We start from the raw sequence: 15,503 nt of genomic DNA, 5'->3' as shown, positions 1-15,503 counted from the left end.
TGTGAAATCCCGTGTCACGATTCCCTGTCTGGCTGGTGTGCGCTCCAGGCCAGTAACCAGCTCGTTCGAATGGGTGTGATTCGTGTATGGGTCCGATAACTGTGTAGAATATGGCTTATATATCGAAATATTGTATTTGGGCGTCTGAAGTATATTTTTCTGACTTACATGAACGACCCGAGTCCGGTCTGTTCCTGCCCACTTTCGACCTCCTGCCAGGAGATGTCCAGCGCCTCGAGGATGCGGGCGATGGGCCCCTTCAGCGTCTTCTCCAGCATCTTCTCGTAGTCGACGTGGAACTCCTCGGGCACCTGGTCGGCGAACTCGAAGCAGATGACGTCCGGGTCCCGCTTGAACTCGCCGTACAGTGGGTCCGCATGCGGGTCCAGCCCCTCTTCCTCTTCCATCCGCTCGAAGAACGAGGCGTCCACGTTCTCGAGGTAGAGCCGCTTGGGTTTCGACCCGCGCCCGAAGTTCGTCCCCAGCAGCAGGTTCGCGTACTTCGCGCCGCGGACCTGCGCGGTTGCAGTGTCGTAGGCGTCGAGTTTCTTCCCGATGCCGCCGGGGATGCCGATGTCGTCGTAGTCCACGTTGCCGGCTTTGAACGAGTCGATCTCCTCGTGGACGTACGTGCGCACGTCCTCCAGGTCCGCGCCGGTGACGATCATCTCGATGACGCGGTGCTGCACCCGCTTCGTGACGGGCGCGATGTCCGAGCGCTTGTACTCGAACCCCGTGATGTCGATATCGTCGACGTCCTTGCCCTCCTTCCAGACGATGTGGCCGGCGTAGCGCTTCTTCTTGCCCGCCTGGAAGAACCGACGGTAGAGCTTCTCGAACTCGATCTGGAAGCGGTGCTCCTCTGCGTTCAAGTCTTCGCGGGCGAACTCGTCGTACGACTCGTTGACGCGCTCCTCGATCTCGAACGACTGCTCGATGGCCTCCTCGGTCGAAACGTCCTGTCCGAGTTCCAACATGACCGAGTCGGTGTCTCCGTAGACGATCTGATAATCCATCTCGGAGACGACCCTCTCCGTATACCGAATTACATCCCGGCCTGTAGCTGTTACAGCGGCTCCCATCTCCTTGTCGTAGAGCCGGAACCGGTCCCATCCAAGTACCCCATATAAAGAATTCATAATAACCTTGACAGCTTGTTGCTGCCGGTCGTACTGCTCGTACGGGTCGGTTCCGGGTTCGTGGTCGTTTCGGAGGACCTTCTTCTCCTCGCGCTCGGTCAGCAGGTCGTCGACCATCGTCCGGATGATGCCGTCCGGCTCCTTGCGGAACAGCGTCCCGTTGGGGGCGCGGTAGGTCTCGCCGTCGTAGTCCGGCCCGACCTTCGTCTCGGGTGACGCGTTGATGGTCACCATCGACATCGGGTACAGGCTCTTCAGGTCCAGCACGCTGACGTTCTCCTTGACGCCCGTGATGGGGTCGAAGACGGCGCCGCCCTCGTAGTCCTCGGCGTCGACGGTCCCCTTCGAGGGCAGGACGAAGTCGCCGAACACCTCGTGGAGGATGTACATGTCCACGGCGTCGCCGGGCGTGGTGGCGTCCTCCAGCTTGCAGCCCACGAAGGAGGCGACCTCCTGCCAGAACGGGACGATCTCCTGCTTGCGGTCGAGTTCGACACACAGCTCCACGTCCCGGAGGTTGTACTCCAGCAGGCGCTCGGGGTCCTCCTCCCAGAGGTCGCCGATGTCGCCGGCGTAGCGCTCCTTCCCCACGTCGAGTTCGGTCTCTCCCACTGCATCGAGCCGGTAGGAGTCCAGTTCCGTGAACTGCGTGCGCTTGTAGGCGTACAGCAGGTCGAAGACGACGCGACCCTTCACGTTGGGGCCCTGCCAGTCCGAGCGCCAGACCTCGTTGACGCGCGAGGTCGGGTCGATGGCGAGGCCGTTCTCGGGCGTGGCCAGCTCCTCGATGCGGTCCAGCAGGTAGGGGGCGTCGAAGTCCGTGAAGTTCCAGCCCGTCAGCACGTCCGGGTCCGTCTCGCGGATGTAGTCGACGAACTCGGCCAGCATCGTCTCCTCGCGCTCGAACGACCGCACCTCGACGTCGAGGTCGTCCTCGATGGGCTCGTACCCCGGCAGCGCGTCCGGTCCCTCGATGCCCTCGGGCGCGGTGTAGAGCCAGACGACGTACTCGTCGTCGTAGGAGTCGTGCGAGGTGAGACAGACGATGGGCTCCTCACCGTCCTCGGGGAAGCCCCGACGGTCGTCGACCTCGATGTCGAAGGTGCAGACGCGCGGCTCGACATCCATCTCCACGGGTTCGAGTTCGCTGTGGTGGACGTCGATGGGGACGTCGCCGTCCCCGGCTCCGTCGGGTGCCCCGTCGCCGTCCTCCTCCCGCCGGATGGGGACCCGCACGCCAGACCGGATGTCGCGATCGATGAGTAGCCGGTTCGGGAAGAGGATGTCCGCCTCGTAGTGGTCGAACCGGTCGCGCAGCTGCCCCACGTCCCGCGGCGTCTGTCCGGTGATCTTCAGCAGGCGTTCGCCACGGATGCTCTCGAACGGCTCCCCGTCGGCGTCGGTGAGGTGGCGCCCGGTCAGCCGGTCGAACTGCTGTTCGGGGTCCTGCATCGGGTCGAGGTCGTCCTCGGTCCACTCGCTCGGGTCCATCTCGGCGGCCGCCGCGTCGGTCACGAAGTTCGAGAGTGGCGCGTAGAAGTACGGCTCGAACTCGTGGACCCGGACGTGGACCGACTCGCGCTCGGCGTTCCGTCCGAACACGTGGAGGACGGGTCGCTCCTCGTCACCGTGGCCCTCCACGGTGTAGTCGACCTGCGTCACGGCCAGCGTGGTCGTCCCCTCGGCGTCGGGGTAGCGCCGCTCGGCCATGTCCACGACCGCCGTGCTGTCACCGCCGCCGTTCCCGGCTACCGCCTCGGCGATCTCCGCCTCGGTCCCCTCGTCCGGGCTCCCGTCGTCGTCCGCGCCGGCGCTCCCGAAGTCGGTCAGCGATTGCTGGGAGTCCTCGGCCATTGTCGGCGTTCCGTCGTACGGGGTGAAAAAGGCACGTATCGGGCGACGGCCCGGGGTCTGTCCGACGGTTCTCTGGGGGTCGCTCCCGCCGACGGATTCCCGTTCCATCCGGCTATCGGGGTCGGGTTCACGCTCCGAAAATGCCCACAAGGGATATATGTGTGTCAATCCTTCCCATATCCGGGTACAACCACCATGCCTGACCCCGACGCTGACGTCGATTCGGAGTGGGATAGCCCCGAGAGCGAGGCCGACGCTGTCGCCACGACAGAGGCCTACGAGACGGACTCGGGCGTGGTGCTCTACGACGCCGAGAACCCGCTCGCCTGGATCCAGGCGGACAACGCCCGCGTACTCGAGGAGATGGCCTGAGCCGCGCCGAGAAACCCTTTTGCGGTCGCACCACCTGGACCGAGGCGTGAGCGACGGCGACCCGTGGCCGGACGAACCCGACGAGCCCACCAACCCCGGGGAGAAGTACCTCCACCGGTACGACGGTGAGGGTGCGGAGTCGGACCCGGAGTCCGACCTCGCGCCCGACATCCCGGACGAGAGCAACGTGCCGGAGGGGCTGTTCCGGGCGTTCTGGGGACTGGTCGCCACCATCAACCTCGGCCTGTTCGCCGCCAGCCTCGGCCTGATGCTGGTCGTCTTCCGCGGCCAGGTCCGGGAGGGCGGCGCGGTCTTCCTGCTCGGCGTCGCCGCCCTGGCCTACGCCGGCTGGAAGTACCGGGAGGTCCAGTCGACGGACTACGACGACGGCGCAGATGCCGACGAGTCCGATGCGGAGGCGGAGACCGAAGACCGGCCGCCTGCCGACGACTGACCCGCGGTGACTGCCGACCCGGGCTGCCTCACGGCGTCCGCCCCGTCCGCACCGCAATCCTCACGCCCGTCCGCCCGATAGGGGAGCGTGTGCAGCCCGTCGAGGACGACGATGGCCGGCGCTACCTGCTCGTGAAGCGGTCCGGCGAGTCCAGCCTGGTCCGCGACCCCATCACCGGCAGCGAGGCGTACCGCCCGAACGAGGAACTCACGGCGGTCGAGGCGTCGGGCCTCGAACTCGCCGCCGAGGCGGTACCCGAACCGGTCCGACGGGTCCTGCGAGCCACCCACAACGACCGCGCGCTGGGACTCCTCCTCACGCTGGAGGACCGTGGTCCGACCGGGGTCCGGACACTGCTGGACCGGACGGACCTCTGCGAGTCCGATCTCCACGGACTCCTCGGGGAGTTCCGCGCCGCCGGCCTCCTCGCCGAGGCCGAGGTCGCGGGCGAACGCGGCTACGAGACCACCGCCCTCGCGAGCGAGGGGCTCGCCCGGCTCCGCGGCGATACGGTGTAGAATATCATCTCTATCGAATCGATTATCATTTAATATCGAATATATGTTTCTGAAATCATTTATAATTGAATGGTTGGTGTCACGACATATCAGTCGTCGCCCTCGGCCACCTGTGACTCCAGCGCGCCTGCCTCGACGGCGTTCGTCCGTTCGACGCGCGAGCGGTTGCTGGTCGGGTCCTTCTCGACCCGGACGAGGTCGTCGGCCGCGCCGACCAGTTCCTCGTCGTGGCTCACCACGAGGATCTGCTCGACGCCGAGCTCCCGCATCGACTCGACGAGGTCGACCAGCTTCGAGACGTGGCCCGAGTCGAGGAAGACGGTCGGCTCGTCGAGGATGAGCGGCGGCATCGGTGCGGTCCCCTCGATGCCCTCGGCGAGCAACCGGTAGATGGCACACCGGAGCGAGAGGTTGAACAGCGCGCGCTCGCCGCCCGACAGCTGCTCGGGTTCGAGCGGCTCGTCGTCCTTCTGGAAGACGGTCAGCTCGTAGGAGCCGTCCAGCTCGATGTGCGAGTAGGCGTCGTTCGTGTAGACGAGGTCGAACGTCTCGTTCAGCAGCCGCTCGAGCTTCTCGACGTTCTGCTGGCGGAGTTCGGCCCGCAGGTCGGCGTACATCGACTCCAGCTGCTCGGCCTCCTCGTACAGCGAATCGAGGTTCTCGACGGTTGCGGCGAGGTCGCCGCGTCGCTCGCGCAGCTCCTCCAGTGCCTCGATCTCGTTCTCCGTCGCGCCGATGGCGCCCTGCAGGTCGTCACGCCGCTCGCGCAGGTCCGCCAGACGCCCGTCGACCTGCTCGATGTACTGCTCGGCCCGCTCCAGTTCGTCCTCGGCGTGCTCGACGCGCTCCTCGTCGAACTCGGCCTCGAGTTCGGTCTTCCGGTCCCGCTTCTCGGCCAGCGAGTCCCGCCGGAGGTCGTTCTCGCTGGCGAGTGACTCGCGCCGCTCGCGCAGGCGCTCGACCTCGTTCTCGAGGTCCGCGGCCTCGTCGAGTGCGTCGGCCGCCTCCTCCAGCCGTGTCCGGCGCTGCTTCAGCGTCGCCTTCTCGCCGTTCAGCTCGCCGATGGCGGCCTTCGCGGCCTCGGCCCGCTCGTCGGCCGTGGCCGCGGCCTCGCGCTTCGCCTCGGCTTCGTCCGCGAGCTCCGCGGCCCGCTCGCGGAGGTCGTCGATCCGCTCCTCGTCGTCGTCGAGCCCCTGCTCGCGCTCCGTGAGGAGTTCCCGGGCGCTCTCGCGGTCGCTCCGCACCTGCTCCAGTTCGTCGGCCCGTTCGGCGAGCGTCTCGGCCGCGTCGAGCGCGTCCTCGCGCTCCGCGACGGTCTCGCGGGCCGCGGCGAGCTCGTCCTCCAGGTCAGCGACCCGCTCGCGGTCCTCGTCGACGCGTTCGACGTGCGGCGAGTCCTCGACCGCCTGGCCGCACTCGGGGCACTTCCCCTCGGCGAGTAGCTCCTCGGCCTCCGCGACCCGCTCGCGGGCGTGCTGCAGGTCCCCCTCCAGCGATGTGACCCGCTCGCGCGCCTCCGCGACCCGCTCGCGGCGTCGCTCGACCAGCGCGTCGGCCCCGTCGGGGTCGCATGGGGCGTCGTCAAAGACGGCCCGGAGGTCGTCGATGCGCTCGTCCAGGTCGTCGATGCGCTCGCGCTGCTCGGCGACCGTCTCGCGAGCGGCCTCCAGCTCCGACTCCAGTTCGTCGGCCTGCTCGCGCTTCGCCTCGGCCTCGGTCGTGAGTTCCCCGGCCCGCTCCCGGGCGGTCTCCGCGTCGCTCGCGTGCTCCTGTTTCTCGAGTAGCCGCTCCTGGATGCGGTCGTCGACATCCTCGATGCGGGCCTCGAGTTCCGCGACCGCCGCATCCAGCGACGCGGGGTCCGGGTTCCCCGGCGTGACATCGACCCGGATATCGGGGTCGTCGTCCTCCTGGGCCGTGTCGACGGCCGTACGGGCCGCGTCCCGGGCGGCTTCGCGGTGTTCCTCCGCGGCCGTCGTCAGCTCGGAGACGCGCTCGGCGGCCTCCTCGCGTTCCTGCTCGGCCGACGCGATCTCGGATTCGAGCTCCTCGATGTCGTCGGCCAGTTCCGCGATCTCCTCGCGCCTGGCCTCGTGGTTCTCGATGATCTCCCGGGCCTGGTCGCGGGTCTCGACGGCCGTCTCGCGCTGGGCCTCGAGATCGTCGATCTCGGCGCTCACCTCGGAGAGGTCGCCCTTCAGCCCGTTCAGCCGCTCGTGGAGGTCCCGGTCCTCCTTCTCCTCGATCTGCGATTCCACGTCCCGCAGGACCTCCCGTCGCCCGTCGCGGACGCGCTTGACGCCCACCCGCGCGTCCGACGCCCGCTCGCGGTACTCCTCCAGCGTCCCGAGTTGCAGGAGGTCGTCGATCATGTCCTGGCGGGTCGACGGGTCCGCGTTGATGAGCTTGTTCACCTCCCCCTGCCGGACGTACGCGCAGTTGACGAACGCGTCCGTGTCCATCCGCAGGAGGTCGGTCACGTACGCCCGGACGTCCTTGACGCCCTCGATGGGCCCCTCGGGCGTCTCCAGCACGCACTTGTCGTTGGTCGCGCCGCCACCCCGGAGCTTGACGCGGCGCTCGACGTGGTAGTCGGCGCCCCCGTGCGCGAACCAGAGTTCGACCGTCGCCTCGTCGGCGCCGGTCGTGACGACCTCGTCCAGGTTGGCGTCCAGCGCCCGGTGGCCGTACAGCGCGAAGAAGCACGCTTCGAGCAGCGAGGACTTCCCGCTTCCGTTCACGCCGTGGACGACGGTCACGCCGGGATCGAGGGTGAGGTCGGCGTCGGCGTAGCACTTGAAGTTCTCCAGGACGACGCGGCGGAACCTCACGCGAAATCACCCAGCGAGCCCTGGCCATCGTCGTCGGTCGCCTCGGCGTCCCCCTCGGTCGTCCCCGTCGCGCCGGAGGCCTCCTGCCCGGTCTCGGGCTCCGCCCCGTCCTCGTCTCCGGACTCGGTCCCCGCGTCGCCGCCGTCCCCGGCGAGTTTCTCGGCCGCGGTCCCGGTCTGCTCGGCTGTCGTCTCCGAGACGTCCGGCGCGGGCCTGAAGGCCGACTCGTCGCCGTCCTCGACGAGTTCGCGCACACGCTGTTCCACGTCGTCGGCGACCCGCGAGTCCGGCGTCTTGCTCTCCCGGACCGTCTCGTCCAGCGTCCGGGCGGCGCCGCTCAGCCCGAGTTCGCGCACGCGCTCGCGGACGGCCTCGTCCGGGTCCGCGAACGACACCTCGACCGCCTCGCCGGCAGCCTCGAACTCGCGGCGGTCGTTCACCCGCGCGACGAGTGCGCCCTGCTCGTTCATCCGCTCCTCGACCTGTGCCGGGGCGACCCGCTCGCCCTCGCCCGTGATGGTCACGACCGCGACGGCGTCGCTCAGGTCGTACTGTGTCACCTGCTCGTTCACCCGCTCGACGCCCTCGTCCGCCTGCAGCTCCACGTCGATGAACCGGAACTCGCGCGTCGGGAGCGAGCGCCGGGTGATCTGGACGCCGTCGGCGCCCGCGCCGTCGAAGGTGACGAGGTTGTAGCCCCGGTCCTCGCGCTCGTCCGCGCTCGCGCGCTCGGTCGACCCGCAGTACGTGACCCAGGCGTCCACGCCGTCACCCCCGTCGGCGCTGTCACCCCCGTTCCCGCCGCCCTCGTCGGGTTCCAGTCGCTCCTGCCCGGGAGCGTGGTTGTCGCCCAGCAGCATCGCGTCGAAGTCGACGGAGGCCTCGGCCAGCACCTCGCGGGCGTCCCAGTCGCCGTGGTCGAACGGCTGGAACAGGCCGTGCGTGACCAGCGCCGCGTGCTCGGCATCGTGGTCGGCAAAGGTGTAGTCGAGGTCCTCGCGCCGGGAGCGTGGCACGAAATCCAGGCCGTACACCGCCACGTCACCCACCACCCGGGGCTCGTCACCCAGGCGCTCGGCGTAGCCCAGCGAGGCGAACAGGTCGAGCCACTGCGCATCGCGTTTCGTCTCGTGGTTCCCGACGACCGCGAGGAAGGGGATACCGGCGTCGTCGAGCCGCCGGAGGACGCCGATGGTCCCCATCAGGTCGACCAGCTCGGGCCGGCGGTCGTGGAACAGGTCCCCCGCGTGGATGACCGCGTCCACGTCCGCCTCGATGGCGTCCTCGACGACCTGCCGGAAGGCGTCCAGGAAGTCCTGGCGGCGTGCCGGCTCGTTGTACTGCCGGTAGCCGAGATGAGTGTCCCCCGTGTGGAGCAACCGCGTCATGCGCCCGGGTTGGTCGGGTCCCCGTAAGAACGTGTCGCGGGCTCGGTGGAAGTGGAATCTCCCTGCCGGGAACCGCCGAAGGCTTCCGTCAGGTGCGCCGGAGGACGCCGGGTGGTCAGTCGACGATCTCGTCGATGATGTCCTCCTCCGCGGCCTGGACCTTCATCCCCTCCCAGGAGTCGAAGTCGGTCGTGTCGGCGACGTACTGGTCGAGCGGCTCCTGGGCGGTGTTCTGGACGTCACCGATGTCGTCGACGGCCCAGGGGCTCTGCTCGCAGAACGCCTCGAACGAATCGAAGGTCGTGTGGGCGCGCATGAACGAGGGCGGGAAGAAGGCCTCCGAGGTGACCTGGGTCCCCACCTGGAGCGCCGTGACCCTGTCGAGCGCGGTCTCGACCCGCTCTTCGAGCTCCTCCAGTCCGTCCACCTGAAGGTCCATGGCCGGGGTCGCGCCTCGCCGCGGGTAAAAGCCACGGCCGGCCGACGGCGAGTGTGGTGGCCTCGCCGAGAGCGAGTATCACGCGCGTACCCCAGCGGGACCCCCACGGTTACGTCACCCGCCGCCCCAGCCCCACCCATGATCACCCTGAGTTCGGACTTCGGGGCGCCGTATCCGGCGGCGATGAAGGGCGTCATCCTCCAGCGTGTCGACACCCGGCTCGTGGACGTGAGCCACGAGTTCCCGCGCCAGGACGTCCGGGCGGCGGCGTTCTGGTTGCGCGAGGTCCTTCCCTGGTTCCCGCCGGCCGTCCACCTCGTCGTCGTCGATCCCGGCGTGGGCACGGACCGTCGAGCGCTCGTTGTCCGGGCGGGCGACCACGCGCTCGTCGGCCCCGACAACGGCGTCCTCCTCCCGGCGGCGCGGCGACTTGCCACGGCCTCGGAGGCGGTGAACGACCGTGGTGGCGGCGACGGTGGCAGCGGTACCAACGGCGAGGTGGAGGTGTTCGACTACGCGTACGGCGACCCGGCGAGCCGGACGTTCCACGGGCGCGACGTGTTCGCACCCGCCGCCGCCGCGGTCCACGAGATCGGCGTCGACGACCTCGGCGCGGCCGACCGCCTCACCCCGACCGACGACTACGAGGCGGTGTCGTTCCCCGATCCCTCGCTCGACGAGACGGGGGCCGACGGGGAGATCCTCGTCGTGGACGACTTCGGCAACGCCGTCACGAACGTTCCCGGGGAGGCGCTGGCCGACCACGTTGGCGACCGGGTCGAGGTGAACGGCGTCGATGCCCCGATCGTCCGGGCCTACGCCGAGTGCGAGGCGGGCGAGCGCCTCGTCACGGTGGGGAGCCACGGCAACGTCGAGTTCGCGGTCAACCGGGGGCGGGGCGACGAGGCGTTCGGACTCGCCCCGGGCCAGTCGGTCCGCCTCTCGTGGTGAGGGACGGGCGTCGGTCACCGCCGGACCGACCCACTCGACGGCTCCGGTGTGCGTCCGGATGTTACACGGCAATCTCTCGGCGTATATTCTGGACATCTCTGGTATGTGTGAAATATCCTCACTACGACACACGTTTCAGTCGCAGTGTCGAACCAGCCGACGACCATGACCGCCGAAGACCTCGGTCTGACCGAGTCGGTATCGATGGCGCTCGGTGGGATGATCGGCGGCGGCATCTACGCCGTCATGGGCGTCGTCGCCGGCATCACGCGCTACAGGACGTGGGTGGCGTTCGTCGCCGCCGGCATCGTCGCGCTCTGTGCCGGCTACTCCTACATCAAACTCAACACGATGACCGACAACCGGGGCGGCTCGGTGACGTTCGTCCAGTGCTACGTCGGCAACTCCGACCTGGCGGGGATGGTCGGCTGGACGCTCCTGTTCGGCTACATCGGCTCGATGGCGATGTACGCCTTCGCCTTCGCCGAGTTCACCGTCTCGTTCGCGGTCGTTCCGGCGTCGGTCGCCGGCCTCCCGCTCCGCCCGCTCATCTCGGTGCTGGCGGTGGCCGGCTTCGTGGCGCTCAACCTCGCCGGCGCCCGCACCACCGGCAGCGCCGAGAACGTCCTGGTGGCGCTCAAGGTGTTCATCCTCGTCGCGTTCGGCGTCCTCGGTGTCGTCTACGCCCTCGGGTACAGTCCGGCGTCGTCGCTCCGGTTCGGCGTCGGCTCGCTGGCCGGGTTCGGGCCCGTGGTGGCGGCGGCCATCTCCTTCGTCGCCTTCCAGGGCTGGCAGCTCCTGTTCTACGACCAGGAGTCCATCACCGACCCCGAGGAGACGCTCCGGAAGGCCGTCTACATCTCCATCCCGGCCGCCGTGGCCATCTACGTCCTCGTCGGCGTCGTCACGGTCAACCTCGCGCCGGAGGCGCTCCAGCAGCACCCCCACGTCGCGCTGAAGGACGCCGCCCGGACGATGCTATCCCCGTACGGCCTCGCGACGGCCGGCGGCGTCGCGCTCGCGCTCTCGGCGCTGTTCTCCACCGGGAGCGCCATCAACGCCACCATGTTCTCGGCGGCGCACTTCGCGAAGGGGATGCTCGCCGACGACCTGCTCCCGGACGATATCGGTGACGCGGACGCCGACGGCATCCCCGAGCGGACGCTGCTCGTCATCGGTGGTGTGACCGCCGTGTTCACCGCGGTGGGCAGTCTGGGTGCCATCACCTCGTTCGCCTCGCTGGCGTTCATCCTGATCTTCGGCGCGATGAGCCTGCTCGCGCTCCGCGAGCGCGAGCGCGACAGCGTCAACCCACTGCCGCCCGCGGTCGGCCTCGTCGGTACCGCCGCGTTCCTGCCGCTGATGGCCTACAACCTCTACACCCGCGAACCGGGCACGTTCGGGATGGTCGTCGTGGTCGCGCTGGCGGTCGTGAGCGTCGAACTCCTCTACTTCAAGCGCGACGTGCTGGAGGAGCAGGTCGTCCCCATCGAGGAGGAGCGCATCGACGACGCCGTCGACAGCGTCACGGACCACGTGCCGGATGCGGAGTAACGGGCCTCCTTCCCGACCGGCGACGTGTGGGACTAAGTTCCGCGCGCGCCTTCTGCCTCCCATGCTCGACCTGTATCCCGAGGCTGCCGCACTCGACCCCGAGGAGGGCGAGGTAGCGACGACGGAACTCGTCGTCACCGACGACGTGCTCGTGAAGGCGTTCGCGCTCGGCCCCGGCGCCCGCGTCGAACCCCACGAACACGCCGACGCCACCAACGTCTTCCACGTCCTCTCCGGGACCGTCACGGTCGTCCGGGACGACGAGGAGGAACGGGTCCCCGCGCCGGGCGTCGTCCTCAACGAACGGGGTGCCGTCCACGGCGCGCACAACGACACCGAGGAGGTCGCCGTCCTCACCGCGAGTCTCTGCCCGCTGCCGGGCGGGGGTTGACTTAAGTATCTCGTCGGCCGCCGGGGCACGGCTCCTCGCCCGGTACGGCGCCCGAGAAAACGCATGACGGAGAGACGACGAGCGTCGGACGCCGCCCGCCGGTCACACGGCTGTCTGACGCGGATTTATGTTCCTCCCGGGGATGGCTATCGGTGGGCGCGCACTGACGGCCTCAACACATCCCCATCCTCCCCACCGCGCGCCCGGACCTATCTCCTTTCCGGGGATGCAGAGGCCACATACACTCTCTGCTCCGCTCGCTCCGGAGCGGAAGCTCACCCATCGCGAACCCGAGTGACGGCTGTCGAGGCGAGGAGACCGGGGACCCGTCGACGGATACTGTCGAGACCGCCCTCAGGCGCTGGCTTCCGCGTCGCCGTCCGGGTCGTCACCCTGGACCATCGCACGGACCGCGGCCAGCGAGTCGCCGTCGGCGATGACGGCCAGCCGGTCGCCGGCCTCGATGGTCGCCTGCGGCAGCGGGATGTTCAGCGGCTCGTTCACCCGGCCGTGGGCGTAGATCCGCGAGCCGGCAGGGAGTTCCACCCCGACGACCCGGCGCCCGACGAGCGGGGACTCCGGGGGCACGTCGACGGTCGCCGCCGTCAACGACTCCGTCAGGTCCGCGAGGACGTTCAGGTCCCCGCCCAGCAGTGCCGTCTTCGCGCCCGCCGCGCCGAGCCGTTCGGGATAGACGATCTCGTCGACGTCGGCCGCGTACTTCTCGTAGATCTCCTCGCGGTAGTCCTCGTCGATGCGCATGACCGTCCGGATGTCGTGAGCCTCGCCGGCCATGCAGGCCGCGAAGTTGGCGTTCAGGTCGCCGGTGAGCGCGGCGATGGCGTCGACGTCCGCGATGCCGGCCTTCTCGAGGAGCCGGTCGTCCTGGCCGTCGCCCTCGTGGGCCTGGAACCCGTCGTCGGTCGCTTCCGCGACCTTCTCCGGGTCCTCGTCGACGATGGTTACCTCGTGTCCCTCGGAGGCGAGGATCTGCGCGGTCCGCAGCCCGACCCGACCGTATCCGACGATGAGGAATCGCATACTCGCCCTTCAGCCCCCCACGTCAAAACCGTTCGGCCCGACACCGCGGCCTCGTGCGGCCATGCCGCCCCGGTACGGTTCGGCATCCAGGGGACCACCTTCATGCCACCGCCGCGCGTCGACCGTCGCATGTATCTCGCCGACGAGGCGTGGCCGGATCTGGAGGCGTACTTCGAGGCCGAGTCGCTGGCCATCGTCCCGCTGGGCTCGACCGAGCAGCACGGGCCGCACCTCCCCGAGGGCACCGACCACCTCATCGCCGAAGGGCTGGCCCGCGAGGCCGCCGACCGGACCGGCTACCTCTGCACCCCCACCATCAACATCGGCGTCAGCCCGCACCACAAGCAGTTCCCCGGGACGATGTGGGTCGACGCGCCCCAGTTCCGTGACTACGTCGAGTCGTTCACCCGCAACCTCACCTACCACGGTATCGACCGTGTCGTCTACGTCAACGCCCACGGCGGCAACATCGAGCACCTGCAGGAGGTCGGCCGACGACTGTACGACGACGAGACCGCCTTCGCCGTCGAGTGGATGTGGGACGAGTCCATCCCCGACCTCGTCGACGACCTCTTCGAGCACAACGGGCCCCACGGCGGCCCGAAGGAGACCGCGATGATACAGCACCTCCACCCCGACCTCGTCCACGACGACCGCCTCGACGAGGCCCGCGACGGCGGGGTCCTGATGGAGGAGGTGGAGAACGCCGAGCCGGACGGCCGCCGGCGCGGGATGGTCCACGGCGCCCGGGCCTTCTACGACGCCGCCGACAACACCGACAACGGCGTCCTCGGCGACCAGACCGACGCCACCGCGGAGAAGGGCGCCCAGCTGTTCGAGGCTGCCTCCGACCAGCTCGTACAGCTCTGCGAGTGGCTCGCCGCGCGCTCGCCGGAGGAGCTACGACCGAAGCCACACGTCTGACGCGGTTTCTTGTGATGCCGTCACGAAGCACGGTGCATGCATCGCGTGGGGGAGGACCTGTACGTTGGCGATCTCGCCAGCGTGGGCGACGGCCGGGCGCTGCACGCAGCCGGCATCGATGTCGTCGTCGGCCTCACGCACGACGCTCCCACCGACGGCTATCCGACGGGGGTCGACGTCGTCCGTGAGCCGATGGTCGACGGGCCGCGCAACGACGGGAGCGCGTTCGAGCGAGCCGTGGACGCGACGCTCGATGCCCTGACCGACGGACACCGGACGCTCGTCCACTGTTCGGCCGGCTCCTCGCGGAGCGTCGCCGTGGCCGCGGCCACGCTCGCTGAGACGACCGACCGTGACCTGGAGGCGGCCTTCCAGCGGGTGCTGGCCTGCCGCCCCCCGGCCGACCCGCACCCCGCGCTGGTCAGGCGGGCGGCGGCGTACGTCGGGCTGGAGCGCGCGGGGAAGATGTAGCGGCTGCTCCCGTCCGCTCGCTCGGTTCCAACCGGGAATCGGGACGTTCGAGAGATGAGGGCTGACGCCTGGAACGCACCATCGCGCCGACTCTCGGGCTCCCGGTAGTGCCGGTCAGGTCCCGGCCTCCTCCTCAGCTGTCCCCAGCCAGCCAGGTCGCTCGACGGGCACGTCGCCCGTCGCGGTCGTGCGGAACTCGACGAACAGCCGCCGGGGCTCGCCGTCGCGCTCGCCGTCGATCTCGACGTAGCCGCGGTGGATGACCCCCCGCTCGTCGACCAGTAGCTCGGCGCTGGCGTCCGTGATGGTGGTGCTCTCGTTGATGGCCGTCCGGTCGACCTCGTCGAGCGTGTACCGGGCCATCCGTCGGCCGTCACGCTCCACGATCTCGGCGCTCGAGAGGTTCGCGAACTGGAAGACCGTGTTCGCGGATCGGAGGACGTCCGCCCGGCGCTCGTGGTACGTCGCGAACGACCCGGTGGCGTTCCGGACCCGGTACGAGGTCCGGCCGGCGGCGGTCTGCCGGCGGTAGAAGTCACTCGTGTTCCGGAACACGGCGACCGAGGTGTCCTGCTGCCCCGTGACCTCGAACCGGCCGAGCGAGCGCTCCCTGTCGAGGTCGCTCCGGACCACCGAGGTCGCGTGCGTCCGGTTCTCGCCGATGGCCGCCACCTGCGTGAGGTTGATGGCGTAGTCCGTCCCGGACACCGCTGCCACGTGGGCGTCGAACAGCGCCGTCGAGTCGGCGACGCCGGAGTCGTCGACGCCCTCGGGGTACTCGAACGAGGACCCGCCGTCCGTCCCGTCACCGCCGGCGTCCCCGGAGCCATCGCTCTCCCCGTCGTCCGCCGTACCGCCATCGCCGTCGTCGCTCCCGGCACCGCCGTCACCACCACCGCCGTCGGGCGCCGCCGTCCCGGACGGTGACGGCGACGCGGTCGGTTGCGTGCTCGTCCCACCACACCCGGCGAGAACGAGGAGACAGCACAGGCCCACCACCAGCAGGCTACGGCGCATGGCGGCTGTCTGGACTCGCCCCGGATAGTGCTGGTGGCGGCGGCAGACCTGGCGACGTGCTTCCGGGGGCAGACCTGGTGTCGCGACATCGGTGGCGCTCTCGGGGCCCTCATCGTCCGCGGCAGTCGCCGACGGTGCCGGGAGCGAACGGCTTTTGCC

At 69.2% G+C, this 15,503-nt stretch carries 14 protein-coding genes; 8 read left to right on the top strand and 6 right to left on the bottom strand.

The window, feature by feature from the left end; all coding sequences use genetic code 11:
* Positions 1-164: 164 nt before the first annotated feature.
* Positions 165-2,993 (bottom strand): DNA-directed DNA polymerase, encoded by a 2,829-nt coding sequence (locus P2T62_RS13175; RefSeq protein ID WP_276257539.1) that lies wholly within the window; start codon positions 2,991-2,993, stop codon positions 165-167.
* Between the two features lie 195 nt (positions 2,994-3,188).
* On the opposite strand from P2T62_RS13175, the gene P2T62_RS13170 reads away from it, so the two are divergent.
* The 3 genes from P2T62_RS13170 (at position 3,189) to P2T62_RS13160 (ending at position 4,337) form a co-directional block, all read left to right on the top strand.
* Positions 3,189-3,365, top strand: a complete 177-nt coding sequence (locus P2T62_RS13170) for a DUF7331 family protein (protein ID WP_276257538.1) — start codon at positions 3,189-3,191, stop codon at positions 3,363-3,365.
* Between the two features lie 46 nt (positions 3,366-3,411).
* Positions 3,412-3,819, top strand: a complete 408-nt coding sequence (locus P2T62_RS13165; RefSeq protein ID WP_276257537.1) for a DUF7322 domain-containing protein — start codon at positions 3,412-3,414, stop codon at positions 3,817-3,819.
* Between the two features lie 89 nt (positions 3,820-3,908).
* Positions 3,909-4,337: a DUF7346 family protein gene (locus P2T62_RS13160; protein ID WP_276257536.1), complete on the top strand. Its 429-nt coding sequence runs from the start codon at positions 3,909-3,911 to the stop codon at positions 4,335-4,337.
* Between the two features lie 89 nt (positions 4,338-4,426).
* Here the strand turns inward: P2T62_RS13160 and rad50 are convergent, their stop codons facing one another.
* The 3 genes from rad50 to P2T62_RS13145 all read right to left on the bottom strand — a co-directional run bounded on the left by rad50 (position 4,427) and on the right by P2T62_RS13145 (position 8,995).
* Positions 4,427-7,168, bottom strand: coding sequence for a DNA double-strand break repair ATPase Rad50 (gene rad50 / locus P2T62_RS13155; protein WP_276257535.1), 2,742 nt, complete (start codon positions 7,166-7,168; stop codon positions 4,427-4,429).
* Positions 7,165-8,556 carry a DNA double-strand break repair protein Mre11 gene (gene mre11 / locus P2T62_RS13150; RefSeq protein WP_276257534.1) on the bottom strand — a complete coding sequence of 464 codons (1,392 nt, stop codon included), beginning with the start codon at positions 8,554-8,556 and terminating at the stop codon, positions 7,165-7,167. The genes rad50 and mre11 overlap by 4 nt, the downstream gene beginning before the upstream one ends.
* Positions 8,557-8,671: 115 nt before the next feature.
* Positions 8,672-8,995, bottom strand: coding sequence for a hypothetical protein (locus P2T62_RS13145; protein WP_276257533.1), 324 nt, complete (start codon positions 8,993-8,995; stop codon positions 8,672-8,674).
* Between the two features lie 138 nt (positions 8,996-9,133).
* On the opposite strand from P2T62_RS13145, the gene P2T62_RS13140 reads away from it, so the two are divergent.
* The 3 genes from P2T62_RS13140 to P2T62_RS13130 all read left to right on the top strand — a co-directional run bounded on the left by P2T62_RS13140 (position 9,134) and on the right by P2T62_RS13130 (position 11,891).
* Positions 9,134-9,946, top strand: a complete 813-nt coding sequence (locus P2T62_RS13140) for an SAM hydrolase/SAM-dependent halogenase family protein (RefSeq protein ID WP_276257532.1) — start codon at positions 9,134-9,136, stop codon at positions 9,944-9,946.
* Between the two features lie 165 nt (positions 9,947-10,111).
* A complete protein-coding gene (locus P2T62_RS13135; protein ID WP_276257531.1) occupies positions 10,112-11,500 on the top strand; it encodes an APC family permease in 1,389 nt (462 codons plus the stop codon).
* A gap of 61 nt (positions 11,501-11,561) precedes the next feature.
* Positions 11,562-11,891 carry a cupin domain-containing protein gene (locus tag P2T62_RS13130; RefSeq protein ID WP_276257530.1) on the top strand — a complete coding sequence of 110 codons (330 nt, stop codon included), beginning with the start codon at positions 11,562-11,564 and terminating at the stop codon, positions 11,889-11,891.
* 354 nt (positions 11,892-12,245) lie between these two features.
* Here the strand turns inward: P2T62_RS13130 and P2T62_RS13125 are convergent, their stop codons facing one another.
* Positions 12,246-12,932: a potassium channel family protein gene (locus P2T62_RS13125; RefSeq protein WP_276257529.1), complete on the bottom strand. Its 687-nt coding sequence runs from the start codon at positions 12,930-12,932 to the stop codon at positions 12,246-12,248.
* Positions 12,933-13,061: 129 nt separating this feature from the next.
* Between P2T62_RS13125 and P2T62_RS13120 the strand changes: the two genes are divergently transcribed.
* Both P2T62_RS13120 and P2T62_RS13115 read left to right on the top strand, forming a co-directional pair.
* Positions 13,062-13,856: a creatininase family protein gene (locus P2T62_RS13120; protein WP_276257528.1), complete on the top strand. Its 795-nt coding sequence runs from the start codon at positions 13,062-13,064 to the stop codon at positions 13,854-13,856.
* Positions 13,857-13,892: 36 nt separating this feature from the next.
* Complete coding sequence (locus tag P2T62_RS13115; protein ID WP_276257527.1) at positions 13,893-14,327, top strand: dual specificity protein phosphatase family protein; 435 nt, start codon at positions 13,893-13,895, stop codon at positions 14,325-14,327.
* Positions 14,328-14,441: 114 nt separating this feature from the next.
* Here the strand turns inward: P2T62_RS13115 and P2T62_RS13110 are convergent, their stop codons facing one another.
* Positions 14,442-15,344 (bottom strand): hypothetical protein, encoded by a 903-nt coding sequence (locus P2T62_RS13110; RefSeq protein WP_276257526.1) that lies wholly within the window; start codon positions 15,342-15,344, stop codon positions 14,442-14,444.
* Positions 15,345-15,503 lie beyond the last annotated feature (159 nt).

Origin of the sequence: Haloglomus litoreum (genome assembly GCF_029338515.1) — an archaeon.
GTDB lineage: Archaea > Halobacteriota > Halobacteria > Halobacteriales > Haloarculaceae > Haloglomus > Haloglomus litoreum.
Note: the sequence above shows the minus strand (reverse complement) of the source record. Positions and strands in the feature narration are given on the sequence as shown.